Source organism: Streptomyces sp. NPDC094448 (genome assembly GCF_044763775.1).
In the GTDB taxonomy this organism is placed as follows: Bacteria; Actinomycetota; Actinomycetes; order Streptomycetales; family Streptomycetaceae; genus Streptomyces.
In genome coordinates this window covers 43,142-55,682 of record NZ_JBIWGU010000007.1, presented here as the reverse complement: position 1 = coordinate 55,682, position 12,541 = coordinate 43,142, and the positions used below count along the sequence as shown (strand labels likewise).

At 71.6% G+C, this 12,541-nt stretch carries 9 protein-coding genes; 1 reads left to right on the top strand and 8 read right to left on the bottom strand.

Going from position 1 to position 12,541, the window contains the following annotated elements; genetic code table 11:
* Positions 1-12 precede the first annotated feature (12 nt).
* The 7 genes from ACIQ9E_RS15070 to ACIQ9E_RS15040 form a co-directional block, all read right to left on the bottom strand.
* Positions 13-1,002, bottom strand: a complete 990-nt coding sequence (locus tag ACIQ9E_RS15070) for an N-acetylglucosamine kinase (RefSeq protein WP_403706927.1) — start codon at positions 1,000-1,002, stop codon at positions 13-15.
* The gene (locus ACIQ9E_RS15065; RefSeq protein ID WP_403706925.1) at positions 993-2,258 is read right to left on the bottom strand and encodes a 6-phospho-beta-glucosidase; all 1,266 of its coding nucleotides are present in this window, start codon (positions 2,256-2,258) and stop codon (positions 993-995) included. Before ACIQ9E_RS15065 ends, ACIQ9E_RS15070 begins: the two co-directional genes overlap by 10 nt.
* 7 nt (positions 2,259-2,265) lie before the next feature.
* Positions 2,266-3,144, bottom strand: a complete 879-nt coding sequence (locus tag ACIQ9E_RS15060) for a carbohydrate ABC transporter permease (protein WP_403706923.1) — start codon at positions 3,142-3,144, stop codon at positions 2,266-2,268.
* A 1-nt stretch (position 3,145) separates the two neighbouring features.
* Entirely contained in the window at positions 3,146-4,087 is a 942-nt protein-coding gene (locus ACIQ9E_RS15055) for a carbohydrate ABC transporter permease (RefSeq protein WP_403706921.1), read from the bottom strand.
* A gap of 17 nt (positions 4,088-4,104) precedes the next feature.
* The gene (locus ACIQ9E_RS15050; protein WP_403706919.1) at positions 4,105-5,475 is read right to left on the bottom strand and encodes an ABC transporter substrate-binding protein; all 1,371 of its coding nucleotides are present in this window, start codon (positions 5,473-5,475) and stop codon (positions 4,105-4,107) included.
* 145 nt (positions 5,476-5,620) lie between these two features.
* On the bottom strand, positions 5,621-6,784 hold the full coding sequence (locus ACIQ9E_RS15045) for an ROK family protein (RefSeq protein ID WP_403706917.1): 1,164 nt from the start codon (positions 6,782-6,784) through the stop codon (positions 5,621-5,623).
* A 346-nt stretch (positions 6,785-7,130) separates the two neighbouring features.
* Positions 7,131-8,240, bottom strand: coding sequence for a mechanosensitive ion channel family protein (locus ACIQ9E_RS15040; protein ID WP_403706915.1), 1,110 nt, complete (start codon positions 8,238-8,240; stop codon positions 7,131-7,133).
* Between the two features lie 295 nt (positions 8,241-8,535).
* On the opposite strand from ACIQ9E_RS15040, the gene ACIQ9E_RS15035 reads away from it, so the two are divergent.
* Positions 8,536-9,072 carry an HNH endonuclease gene (locus tag ACIQ9E_RS15035; protein ID WP_006349270.1) on the top strand — a complete coding sequence of 179 codons (537 nt, stop codon included), beginning with the start codon at positions 8,536-8,538 and terminating at the stop codon, positions 9,070-9,072.
* 77 nt (positions 9,073-9,149) lie between these two features.
* On the opposite strand, the gene ACIQ9E_RS15030 is transcribed toward ACIQ9E_RS15035, so the two are convergent.
* Positions 9,150-12,227 carry a beta-N-acetylglucosaminidase domain-containing protein gene (locus tag ACIQ9E_RS15030; RefSeq protein WP_403707396.1) on the bottom strand — a complete coding sequence of 1,026 codons (3,078 nt, stop codon included), beginning with the start codon at positions 12,225-12,227 and terminating at the stop codon, positions 9,150-9,152.
* Positions 12,228-12,541: the final 314 nt, after the last annotated feature.

Below are 12,541 nucleotides of genomic sequence, written 5' to 3'. Positions count from 1 at the left end.
CCGGCGCGCTCCTCACACCCCGTAATGCCCGCGGATCCGCGCCCCCGCCTCCGGCGGCGCCCCCACCCCGTCCAGCCCCAGCAGGACCGCCCCCAGCACCGGCGGCGCCGTAAGCCAGCGCAGCCCCGCCTTCGGCGCCCTCACCGCCAGCGATTCGGCGATCCGGGCCTCCAGTTCGGGATGCCGGGCCGCGAGCACACTCCCGCCCAGCACCACCGGCACCTCGTCGTCCAGCAGCCCCAGCCGCTCCAGCGTCACCGCGGCCATCGTGACCACCTCGTCCGCGAGCCGCTGGACCAGCCCCATGGCCACCGGGTCCCCCTGCGCACTGGTCGCGAAGAGGACCGGGGTCAGCTCGTGCACCCGAGCGTACGGAATCGTCCGCCGGTGCAGCGCTTCGATCAGCGCCGCCATCGAGCCGAGCCCGAAGTGCTCCGGCAGCGTCCTGGCCAGCGCCGTAAACATGCCCCTGCCGTCCTCCGCGCGCGCGGCGTTCCACAGGGACTCCTCGGCGAGACCGAGCCCCCCGCCCCAGTCGCCGGAGATCTTGCCGATGGCGGGGAAGCGGGCGGTCCGCCCGTCCGGGAGCATGCCGACGCAGTTGATGCCCGCGCCGCAGACGACGGCGACGCCCCGCGGCTCGTCCACCGCGGCCCGCAGCAGCGCGAACGTATCGTTGCGCACCACCGTGGTGCGCCCCCAGCCCCGGGCGTGCAGCGCGGCCGTCAGCTCCGCTTCCTCCACCGGCAGATCGGCGTTGGCGAGACACGCCGAGACCTGCTCGACCCGGTCGACGGGCCGGCCCGCGGTGGCCGCCGCCTCCCGCGCCGCCGCCACGGTGCCCGCCAGGGCCTCCACAGCTGCGGCGACGCCGACCTTCGGCGGCTGGAAGCCCACCGCCGCCCGGGCCGATCCGAGCACCGAACCGTCCGCTCCCACGAAGACGGCGTCGGTCTTGCTGTTCCCCGCGTCGATCGCGAGGACCGCTGCGGTCACGCCCACGCCAGATGCTCCCGGTTGTGCGCGATCAGCTTGTCGGTGAGCTGCTCGGCGTAGGTGTACTGGCCGATCAGCGGATGCGCGAGCAGGGCCCGGAACACCCGCTCCCGGCCACCGCGCAGCGCCGCGTCCAGCGCGAGGTCCTCGTACGCCGTCACATTCGCGATCAGACCCGCGTACAGCGGATCGATCCGCGGCACCGGCAGTGGCGCGGCCCCCTTGGCCCCGACGGCTGCCTGTACCTCGACGACCGCGTCGTCCGGCAGGAACGGCAGCGTCCCGTTGTTGGTGGTGTTGACGACCTGGTACGGGCTGCCCGCGCCGCCCAGCAGCGCGGCGGCCAGATCGACCGCCGCCTCCGAGTAGTAGGCGCCGCCGCGCTTGGAGAGCAGTTCCGGCTTGGTGTCCAGCGACGGATCCCCGTACATCGTCAGCAGCTGCCGTTCCATCTCGGCGACCTCGGCGGCCCGGGACGGCTTGGTCCGCAGCTCCTCGACGACCTCGTCGTGGGCGTAGAAGTAGCGCAGATAGTACGAGGGGACCGTGCCGAGCCGGTCCAGCAGCGCCCGCGGCAGCCGCAGATCACCGGCAATCGCCTCGCCGTGGGCGGCGATCAGCTCCGGCAGCCGGTCCTCGCCGTCGGGACCGCCGATCCGGACCCCGGTCTCCCAGGTCAGATGGTTGAGCCCGATATGGTCGAGATGGACCTCGGAGGGCGTTACATCCAGCAGTTTCGCGAACTTGCGCTGGAATCCGATGGCGACGTTGCAGAGTCCGACGGCCTTGTGCCCGGCCGTCAGCAGCGCCCGGGTGACGATCCCCACGGGGTTGGTGAAGTCGATGATCCACGCGTCCGGATTGGTCCGGCGGACCCGCTCCGCGATATCGAGGACGACGGGCACGGTGCGCAGTGCCTTCGCCAGTCCGCCCGCGCCCGTGGTCTCCTGGCCGACGCAGCCGCACTCCAGCGGCCAGGTCTCGTCCCGGAGCCGGGCCTCCTGTCCGCCGATCCGCAGCTGGAGCAGTACGGCGTCGGCGCCTTCGACGCCCGCGTCCAGATCCGCGGTGGTGGTGATCCGCCCGCTGTGCCCCTGCTTGGCGAAGATCCGCCGGGCCAGTCCGCCCACCAGCTCCAGACGGTCCGCCGCCGGGTCGACGAGGACCAGTTCGCTGATCGGGAGGGTGTCCCGCAGCCGGGCGAATCCGTCGATCAGCTCCGGTGTGTAGGTGGATCCGCCACCCACGACTGCCAGTTTCATACGTTTCCTAGCCCTTCACTCCGGTCAGTGTGACTCCCTCGACGAACGCCCGCTGGGCGAAGAAGAAGACGAGGATCACGGGTGCCATGACCAGCACGGTTGCGGCCATGGTCAGATTCCAGTCGGTATGGTGTGCGCCCTTGAACGATTCGAGGCCGTAGCTGAGAGTCCAGGCGGCCGGGTTCTCGGAGGCGTAGATCTGGGGGCCGAAGTAGTCGTTCCAGGCGTAGAAGAACTGGAACAGCGCTACGGCCGCGATACCGGGCTTCGCCATCGGCAGGACCACCCTGAGCAGGGTCCGCACCTCGCCGCAGCCGTCGACCCGTGCCGCGTCCAGATACTCGTCGGGGACGGTCAGCAGGAACTGCCGCAGCAGGAAGACGGAGAAGGCGTCACCGAACGCCATCGGGACGATCAGCGGCCACAGAGTGCCCGCCAGATCCATCTCCTTCGCCCAGAACAGATACATCGGAATGATGATCACCTGTGGCGGCAGCATCATCATGGAGATCACCAGCATCATCGCGAGCCGCCGCCCGCGGAACCGGAACTTGGCCAGTGCGTAGGCGACCGGGATCGACGACACCACGGTCAGTACGGTGCCCAGCCCGGCGTAGAGCAGGGTGTTGCGCCACCAGGTGAGGAAGCCGGGCGTGTCGAGGACCCGGGTGTAGTTCTCCCACTGCCAGGTGCGCGGGACCAGGTCCCGGGTCAGTGCCTGCTGGTCGCTCATCAGCGAGGTCAGCAGGACGAAGACGAACGGCAGGACGAAGAAGAGCGCGGCGGCGACGGCGAGCGCGTGGACGCCTATCCAGTGGAGCACGGCACGGCGGCGGGCCGCGCGGGCGGCTGTTGTAGCTTGTCCGCCCCGGTGAGTGGCTGCCATCTCAGTCACCCGGCCCGATCAGTCCGCTGCTGCGGCGCATCAGCACCACAGTGAAAAGCATCGACAGTGCGAACAGGACGAGCGCGACGACGGCGGCCGAACCGTAGTCGAACCGCTGGAAGCCGATGTCGTAGACGAGCTGGGGGAGGGTGAGCGTGGACTTCTCGGGATAGCCGGGCTCGAACTGCTGCCCGCTGCCGCCGATGATCCCGGACGCGACCTTCCCGGCCACCAGCGGCTGCGTGTAGTACTGCATCGTCTGGATGACCCCGGTGACCACGGCGAACAGCACGATCGGGGAGATATGCGGCAGGGTGATATGACGGAACCTGCCGAAGGCCGAGGCGCCGTCCAGTTCGGCCGCCTCGTACTGCTCCTTGGGTACGTCCAGCAGCGCCGCCATGAAGATCACCATCAGATCGCCGATGCCCCAGAGCGCCAGCGCGGTGAGCGCGGGCCGGGACCAGTCGGGGTCGGTGAACCAGCCGGGGGCGGGCAGGCCCAGGGATTCCAGGACGGAATTCACCGGACCCGTACCGGGGTTGAGCAGAAAGACGAACGCCAGCGTCGCGGCGACGGGCGGGGCGAGATGGGGAAGATAGAAGAGGGTACGGAAGACTCCGCCGCCGCTTTTGATCCGGATCACCAGCAGTCCGACGCCCAGCCCGAACACCACCCGGCAGCCGACCATGACGACGACCAGCCAGAGCGTATTCCGCAGCGCGGGCCAGAACAGCCGGTATTCGGTGAAAACGTAGGTCCAGTTCTCCACTCCGTTGGGGACGGGCGGGCGGAATCCGTCGTACTTCATAAAGGAGAAGTAGACGGTCGAGACCAGCGGATAGGCGAAGAACAGCCCGAAGCCGATCAGCCAGGGCGACAGGAAGGCGACAGTGCGGAGCGCCGATCTACGGCGCTTCGAACGCAGGGTGCAGGTGGTCATCCGGGCCCGGTCCGCCGCTACTTCTGCTTCTCGATATCGGCGTCGATCTGCCGGGCCGTCTCCGCCAGACCGGCCCGCAGATCCTTCACCTTCCCGGATTCGTAGCGGTAGCCGAGGTCCTGGAGGGTGACCTGGTAGGCGCCGCCGTCGACCTGCGCGGGCGTGGTGTTCGACTTCGGGTGCTTCGCTATGTCGATGAACGTCCTGAACCTCGGGTCGAAGCGGAGGCCGGGGGATTCCAGGGCCTCGACGGTGGAGGGGATATTGCGGATCCCGTTGGCGAAGGCGACCACCGCGGCGGTGTCCGTGGTCATGTACTTCACCAGTTCCCAGGCCGCGTTCTGCTTTTTGCTGGTGGCTGCGATGCCCATGATCGTGCCGGAGAGGTAGCCCATTCCGTAGTCGGCGGCCAGTTCGTCGGCGACCGGCAGCGGAGCCGTACCGATCTCGAAGTCGACACCGGCGTCCTCGGCCATGCCGAGCCGCCATTCGCCGTCGAGCTGCATGGCGACGCGCCCGGTGTGGAAGGGGTGTTCGGCACCCCATTCGTCACCGAAGGTATTGCGGTACTTCTCCAGTTTCGCGAATCCGCCGAGGGAGTCCACCAGCCGCTTCTGGAAGGTCATCATCTTCGTGAAGGCGGGGTCCTTGGCGACGTTCGACTTCCCGTCGGCGTCGAAGTAGGTCGGGGACCACTGGGCGGCGTAGTGCATCGACGTGGTCTCGTAACCGTGGTAGTTCGGCATAAAACCGAGCTGCTCGTAGCCGTCGCCGCGGTGCCGGGTCAGTTTCTTCGCTATCTGCTCGAACTCGCTCCAGGTCTTCGGCGGCGCGGTGATCCCGGCCTTCCTGAACGCGTCCTTGTTGTAGTAGAGGCCGTAGGCGTCGTTGAGCAGCGGCAGGGCGCACTGGTTGCCGTCGAACCGGGTGTAGTCGAGGAGCGGCTGGTGGAACACCTTCGCCGCATCGATTCCCGCCTTCTTCAGAAATGGACCGAGGTCGACGAGGGCGCCCGTGTCGCAGAACTTCCCGACGCTGTCGGTGGTGAAGGACGCGATCACATCCGGCGCCTGGGAGCCGCCCGCCCGCAGCGCCTGCTGGATCTTCGCGTCCGTCATGTTCTTGACGGTCTTCACCGTGATGTTGGGGTGTCTGTCCTCGAAGCGCTTCACATGGTCCTCGATGGCCTTGACCTCGGCGGGTGCCGACCAGCCGTGCCAGAGGGTGAGGGCGGCCTTCGCCCGGGGGTCGTCATCCGCCGCGGAGTCGTTCGATCCGGTACAGCCCGCGGTGAGCAGGGCCAGGGCCGCGGCCAGGGCGAGGAGGGCGGTACCCCTGCCGCGAGAGCTGTGGAGGGAGTGGCTGGTGGTTTTGTCCGTACGGAACATGGCGGTGTCTCCTTGGGGCGGTCGGCCTGAACAAGGGGGGTCGGGCTGTCCGTGGGGAGAGGGGGAGAGGGTACGGAGACGGGGATGGGGATGGGCCGGATCGGGCGGACGGGTTCGGTGGGGCTTCGGTGGGCTTTGGCGGGCGTCAGCGGGCCGAGGTGTCGAAGACGTCGTCGCGGGTGGCCGCCAGCGCGCTCTCCAGCGCCCCGCGCAGCACGGGCCGTTCGGGTACGGCGGTCATGACCAGCTTCGGCCGGGGCGCGGCCAGTTCGGTCAGCTCCGCCTGGACCCGGGCGCGCAGCGGTTCGCCGCCTGCGGTGATGGCTTCGCCGGCCAGGACGACCAGCTCGGGGTCGAGGACGGCGACGACGGAGGCGAGACCGGTGGCCAGGGCGGTGGCGTAGGTCTCCAGCAGGGCGCGGTAGGGGCCGTCCTCCGCCGCGCCCGCGCGTGCCACCAACTGGGGGGCGACCTCGGTGTAGTGGCCGCCGCCGACGGGCGGGACACCGAGCTTGCGCGCCAGTTTCGGCAGCTCCTGGGCACCGGCCAGCTCCTGGAAACCGCCGCTGTTGGCCCGGGTGACCTGCCGGATCAGGGGCGTGCCGGGAACCGGGAGGAAGCCGACCTCTCCCGCGCCGCCGGTGAATCCCCGGTGCAGCCTCCCGCCGATGACCAGGGCGCCGCCGAGGCCCTCCTCGTTCCACAGCAGGACGAAGTCGTCGTGGCCCCGGGCCGCGCCCAGCCGCTGTTCGGCGACCGCGACGAGATTGACGTCGTTCTCCAGCTCGAAGGGCATCGGCAGCGCGGCGGCCAGTTCGTCGAGGAGGGTCGTGGAGTGCCAGCCGGGCAGATGGGAGGCGTACCGCAGCTGCCCGGTGGACGGGTCGAAGGCGCCCGGGGTGCCGATGACGAGCCGGTGGACATCGGAGCGGGTCAGCCCGGCGGCCCCGGCGGCGGCGTCGAGGGCTTCCGTGACCTGCTGTACGGCCCCGGCCGCCCGGACGCGGCCGGTCGCCAGCTCGTACTCGCCGACGACCGTGCCGGTGAGGTCGGCGACGGCGGCCCGGATACGCCGCGGGGAGACATCGAGCCCGGCGGCGAATCCGGCGCGCGGATTGACCGTGTAGAGCTGTGCCCCGGGGCCGGGGCGGCCCGCGGTGGTGCCGGTGGCGACGACGAGCCCCGCCGCTTCGAGACGTACCAGCAACTGCGACGCCGTGGGCTTGGACAGCCCCGTCAGCTTGCCGATCCTGCTCCGGGACAGGGGGCCGTGCTCCAGGAGCAGCCCGAGCGCGGCGCGGTCGTTCATGGCGCGCAGGACCCGTGGGGTGCCCGGGGTGCCGGGGACGCCTGAGGCCGTTCCGGTCACAGCGGCATACCTGCCCTTCGGCGACGGCAATCGTCACGACTTGTCGGCATAACGCAACCCGGACGACTGTTAGGAAACTTTCCTAATCGCGGTCGAAGGTATGACGGACCGGGGCGGGCGTCAATGGTGTGTACGCAGACGGGGCGGCCCGGTCGCGGGGTGCGGGACGGCGGCAAGGGGGCGGCGGCACCGTCCGCGCCGGACCTGCGACAGGGGCGGCCCCCCGGAGGAGTCCGCCCCTGCTGTCCCGCTCGTACGGCCCGTACGTACTGCCTCTGCCGTCCGTTTACTTCTGGAGGTTCGGGGGAGCCGGCGGTATCGGCGCCGCGGCCAGCGACTGCGGGGAGGTCGGGCTCGCCAGCGCGGACGGCGCCGCCATCGACGCCGAGGGATCGGCCGCGGCGCCCTCGGTCTCCGCCATCGGGATCCCGCCGACGATCCGGATGCCCGCCGCGTCGAAGGCCCGCTTGATGCGCCAGCGCAGCTCGCGCTCCACCGACAGGGCCTTGCCGGGCATGGTCCGGCCCGCGACCCGGATCGTCATGGAGTCCAGCAGCACCTCGGTCAGACCGAGCGTCTCCACCGGCCCCCACAGCTGCTCGTTCCACGGCTCGGACTTCGCCAGCTCGTCCGCGACCCCGCCGATCACCGAACGGACCCGGTCCATGTCCTCGGTCGGCCGGACCGTGACATCGACCGTGGCGGTCGCCCAGCCCTGGCTGAGGTTGCCGATCCGCTTGATCTCCCCGTTGCGGACGTACCAGATCTCGCCGTCGTCGCCGCGCAGCTTGGTCACCCGCAGACCGACCTCGACGACCTCGCCGGTCGCCACGCCCGCGTCGACGGTGTCCCCGACGCCGTACTGATCCTCCATGATCATGAAGACGCCGGAGAGGAAGTCGGTCACCAGATTGCGCGCGCCGAAGCCGATCGCCACGCCCGCGACTCCGGCGGAGGCCAGCAACGGCGCCAGGTTGATCTTGAAGGCGCCGAGGATCATCAGTCCGGCCGTGCCCAGGATCAGGAACGACGAGATCGAACGCAGGACGGAGCCGATGGCCTCCGACCGCTGCCGCCGCCGCTCCGCGTTGACCAGGAGCCCGCCGAGTGCGGTGCCCTCCACGGCCTGGGCGGAACGGTTCATCCGCTCTATCAGCTTGGTCAGCGCCCGGCGCACCAGCATCCGCAGCACCAGCGCGACCACCAGGATCAGCACGATCCGCAGTCCGGTGTTCAGCCAGGTGGACCAGTTCTCCTCCACCCAGCCGGCCGCGTTCCCGGCCTTCTCGGCCGCCTCGTCGAAGGTGACGGGGGCGTCGGAAGGCGGCTCGGACGGTGACGGTGTCCCCGCCGAGCGGGGCACGGCGAGGGCGATCGACGACCAGAAGCCGGTCACGGGGGGAACCTCCAGGCATGGCGTACAGCAGATCAACCACCCTAACGGCGGCATCCGGGCCGACCCCCTCCCTGCGCGGCGGGAGAGACCAGACTCACCCGGCGGCCCCGGAATCGCAGCCGGAACGGCGCCGGGAACATCCATCCGCCGCGCCGGTGGGGCTGGTGGTGTGGTTGAAAACACTTCGAGCCCGTTACCGCTACGTAGTGGCGTACCGACCTGCACTGAGGAGAAACTAAAAGCAGATCGTCCCGGCGCGAGCCACGCGTCGCCGGCGTACAAGGAGGCATCAACCGTGCCGCATGTCCTGGTCCTCAACGCGTCGTACGAGCCGCTCGGCGTCGTACCGCTCCGCCGCGCGCTCGTCCTCGTCCTGGAGAACAAGGCCCTCTGCCTGGAGGAGTCCGGCGCCTTTCTGCACAGCGCGACCCGTGTGATCGCAGCACCGAGCGTCGTCCGCCTGAAGCGGTTCGTACGGGTCCCCTACCGGGGGCCCGTTCCGCTGACCCGCAAGGCTCTCTTCGCCCGCGACGGCGGGCGCTGCATGTACTGCGGTGGCGTCGCAACCAGCGTCGACCACGTCATCCCGCGAAGCCGCGGTGGCAAGCACGTCTGGGACAACGTCGTCGCCGCGTGCCGTCGCTGCAACCATGTCAAGGCCGACCGCCACCTGCGCGAGCTGGGCTGGCGGCTGACGCATCAGCCCGCCCCGCCGAGCGGGCTCGCCTGGCGGATCATCGGTACGGGGCACCGGGATCCACGCTGGCTGCCGTATCTGCAACCGTACGGCGCGGAGGACGCGATGGCTCGGATCGACGGCGTTTCCGCCTGAGAACCGGAGCCATTTTTCGTTCCCCGGGCACGCGGGCCCGGGGGCTCTGCCGTGCTGCGGCCGGTCCGGCTCCGATCTCAGGGGCGGGCCCCGTCCGCCCGCTCTGTACCCGGTTCCGTGCCGGTGCCGGGACCTGCTCCGGGGCGCGGCCCCCGCTCCCCCGTATCCGTCCTCCCGGCCTCCTCGGCCCGCTCGGCCTCCTCGGCCTTCTCGGCCTTCTCGGCCTGGTCCGCGGCCACCGCGTACGCCTCGACCGCGAAGAGCGAATAGCCGAAGCGGGTCGCCCGCCGGTCGCCCTGGACACGGAGGAAACGGGTGCCGGGCGCGTCCATCCGGACCGTTTCGGTGCCGCCGCGGCCCGCACCGACCGTCGCCGCCGTCCGCCATGTCCGGCCGTCGGCGGAGATCTGGATCCGGTAGCCCGCGGCGTAGGCGTCCTGCCAGTGCAGGACGACCTTGCCCAGTCGTACGGCCTCCGGCAGCTCGGCCTGCCACCATGCGCCGTCCTCGTACCGTGACGACCAGCGGGTCCGGGGATCGCCGTCGACCGCGGCGGCGGCGGGGAACGCGGGCGTCTCGTCGCCCGACGAGGACGCGACGGCGCCCGTACCGGCCAGCAGGCCGGGGCCGCCGCTCCGCGGGTAGGCGCGGACCGTCAGGGTCTGCTCCGTACCGGCGAAGGACAGCGTGACGGGGTACGGCCCCGAGGACGCGCCCGCCGGAACGGTCACCTCGACCGGCACGGTCAGCGCCCGGCCGCGCGGGACGGTCACCCGCGCGGGCGCCTTCACCGCGATACCGGGCGGCGCCTTCACCGTGAGGGTGCCCGTCACGTCCCGCGGCCGCAGCGGGCTCAGCCGCAGCCCCGCCCGGACCGGCGCCCCGCCGATCTCTGCGTCTGCCGTCCGCTCGACGAGGGCCACCCCGGCCGCCGGTTCGTCCGTGTACCAGGGCACCAGGGCCCGTACCGCGGTCCCCGGTCCGCCCCCGGCCACCCGCAGCGCCTCCACCGGCAGCCCGCCCACCGCCGACTGGGTCCAGCCGGTCGGCGAGAGCACGCCGACCGTACGCCAGCCCTCGCCCGGAACCAGCGCCTCCAGACGGCCCGGGGCCGCCCCCGGCGCCCCGGGGACCGTCATCGCCGTCACCGACGCCACGGGCCGCGCCCGCTCCAGACGGACCACGCCCTCGCCGTCCGGGCGCGGACTCCGGGACACCCCCGTCCAGGCCGCCGCGGACGCGGCCACCCGGTCGAGGAACGGCTCCAGCACACCCTTGCCGACGACGGCCCGGCCCTTCGCGGGATCCGCACGGAGCGGCTCCAGGGCCAGAGACGCCTGCCAGGCCGCCGTTCCGTCGCCGCGGGCCTGGGCCCGGAGCAGGTCGACGGCCAGTTCGCCGGCCTGCCCGTAGCGCGCCAACTGGTCCAGCCACGGCCGTATCTCGTCGTCCAGCCTGCCGCCGGCGGTGTCCGCCAGCGCCTCCGGCGCCCGGCGCATCTCGGTGAACCGGGCCCGGAGCGCGGCCGCCGCCCGGTCGAGGCCCGCCGGAGCCGTACCGGCGGTCAGGGCGTCACGGAAGGCGTCGAGGTACGGGCGGAGATAGCCCGACTCGGTGTCCTCCAGGACCGACGAGGCGTGGTTCCCGGCGAGCACCCCGAGCGCCTCGCGCGCCGGCCGGTCGCCGTCCGCCAGTTCGTCCAGTGCCGCCCGCCACGATGCGCCGGGCTGGTATCCCCTGGGGTTCCAGGCGTAGTCCGCGGCCGTGAACAGCGGAATGCGGGACGCCGACGCCTGCTCCATCGCATTGGCCAGCAGCGCGGCCGAACCGGCCGCGACCGCGGGCTCCCGGCCGGTGTAGGGGCCGAGGAAGAGACGGTTCTGCGCGTAGTCGTTGACGGGGTAGTTGTCCATCGTCACCAGGGGGTGCCCGAACGCCTCGCGCGCCCCGGCGACCTGCCGCCCGGTGATCGTCCGCGGTACGACGCCGACCCCGGTCCACGCGATCTGCACGCGCGGGTCCAGTTCGGCGGCGAGCGCCCGCCGGTAGGCGGTCTCGCCCTCCCGGTAGAACTCCGTCGGCAGCACGGACAGGGGTTCGGCGCCGGGATGGCGCTCCGCCAGATGCCGGGCCACCGCACCCGCGACCCTCGCCTGGGCGCGCGCCGCCGCCTCGGGGCCGCGGCCGAAGGTCTCCGCGTCCTCGTCGCAGTGCCACTCGCTGTAGCTGACGTCCTGGAACTGGAGCTGGAAGGCACGCACTCCGAGCGCCCACATCGCGTCGATCTTCCGGTTCAGCGCCCGGACGTCCGCCGGGTCGGACAGGCACATCCGCTGCCCCGGCGAGACCGCCCAGGCGAGGACGGTGTGATTGCGCCGGGCCCGGTCCGCCAGCTCCCGGAACTCCGTCCGCCGTTCCGCCGGGTACGGGTCGCGCCAGCGGGCCTGCCGGAAGGGGTCGTCCCCGGGGGCGTACAGATAGCGGTTCTGTTTGGTGCGGCCCATGAAGTCGAGCTGGGCCAGCCGCTGCTCATGGCTCCAGGGGCGGCCGTAGAAGCCCTCGGTCGTTCCGCGTACGGCCGTACCGGGCCAGTCGCGGACGGCGACGCCGGCGATTTCGTACGGCCGTACGGTCCGCGCCGCCGCCCCTGTTTCTCTGTCCGCCGCTGTACCGCCCCGGACCAGCTGCCGCAGGGTCTGGACCCCGTGGAAGAGCCCGTCCGGGCCGGTGCCGTCCAAGGCCACCGTGCCGCGGCCGCCGAGCGCACCGGCCGCCAGCCGGTAGCCGCCGGACGGCAGATCGCCCTGACCGGCCATGCCCAGGGCCCGCAGCGCCTCCACGGCGCCGGGACCGCCGAGATGCACCACGGGACCCCGCCCGGGAAGCGTCGTATAGAGGGTGCTGACTCCCGTGTCGCGCAGCAGGCGATGGGTCGCTTCCACGGCGTACGGATCGGTGTCCGGGCCCGTCACCACGGTCGCCTCGGCACCCAGGGTCACGGCCGGGCCCAGTGGCTTCAGCGACTGGGGCCGGGGCCATACCGACGGTACGGAGCCGTCGTTGCGGCTCTCCGGGCCTGCCGGGGTACGCGGAACGGCGCCGGGCGGGCCGGGCGCGGCGACCGCGGTCTGGGCGCCGCCGAGGAGCCCGCCCATCACCGCGACGGCGACCGCCGCTGCCGTACCCCTGCCGGGACGCCTCCCCTGCGTCAGCCGCACGCCGACTCCCTCCCCACTCAGGACCGTTCCGGCCCATTCCCGGCTCATTTCGGTCCGGTTCCGTTCCTTTCGGAACCATGGGGTGCGATCTATTGATCACTCCAAGATCTCCGAACGGTAACGAGCCCATCACCCGTCGCCCGGGAGTGTCAATGCGCCTGGGGGATCCGCGGCTTATGCGGCCTGTGGGGCGCGAGGGGCCCTCGCCGGCCCGGTCCCCGGGGGCGGACGGGGCGGACGGGCGGCCAGTG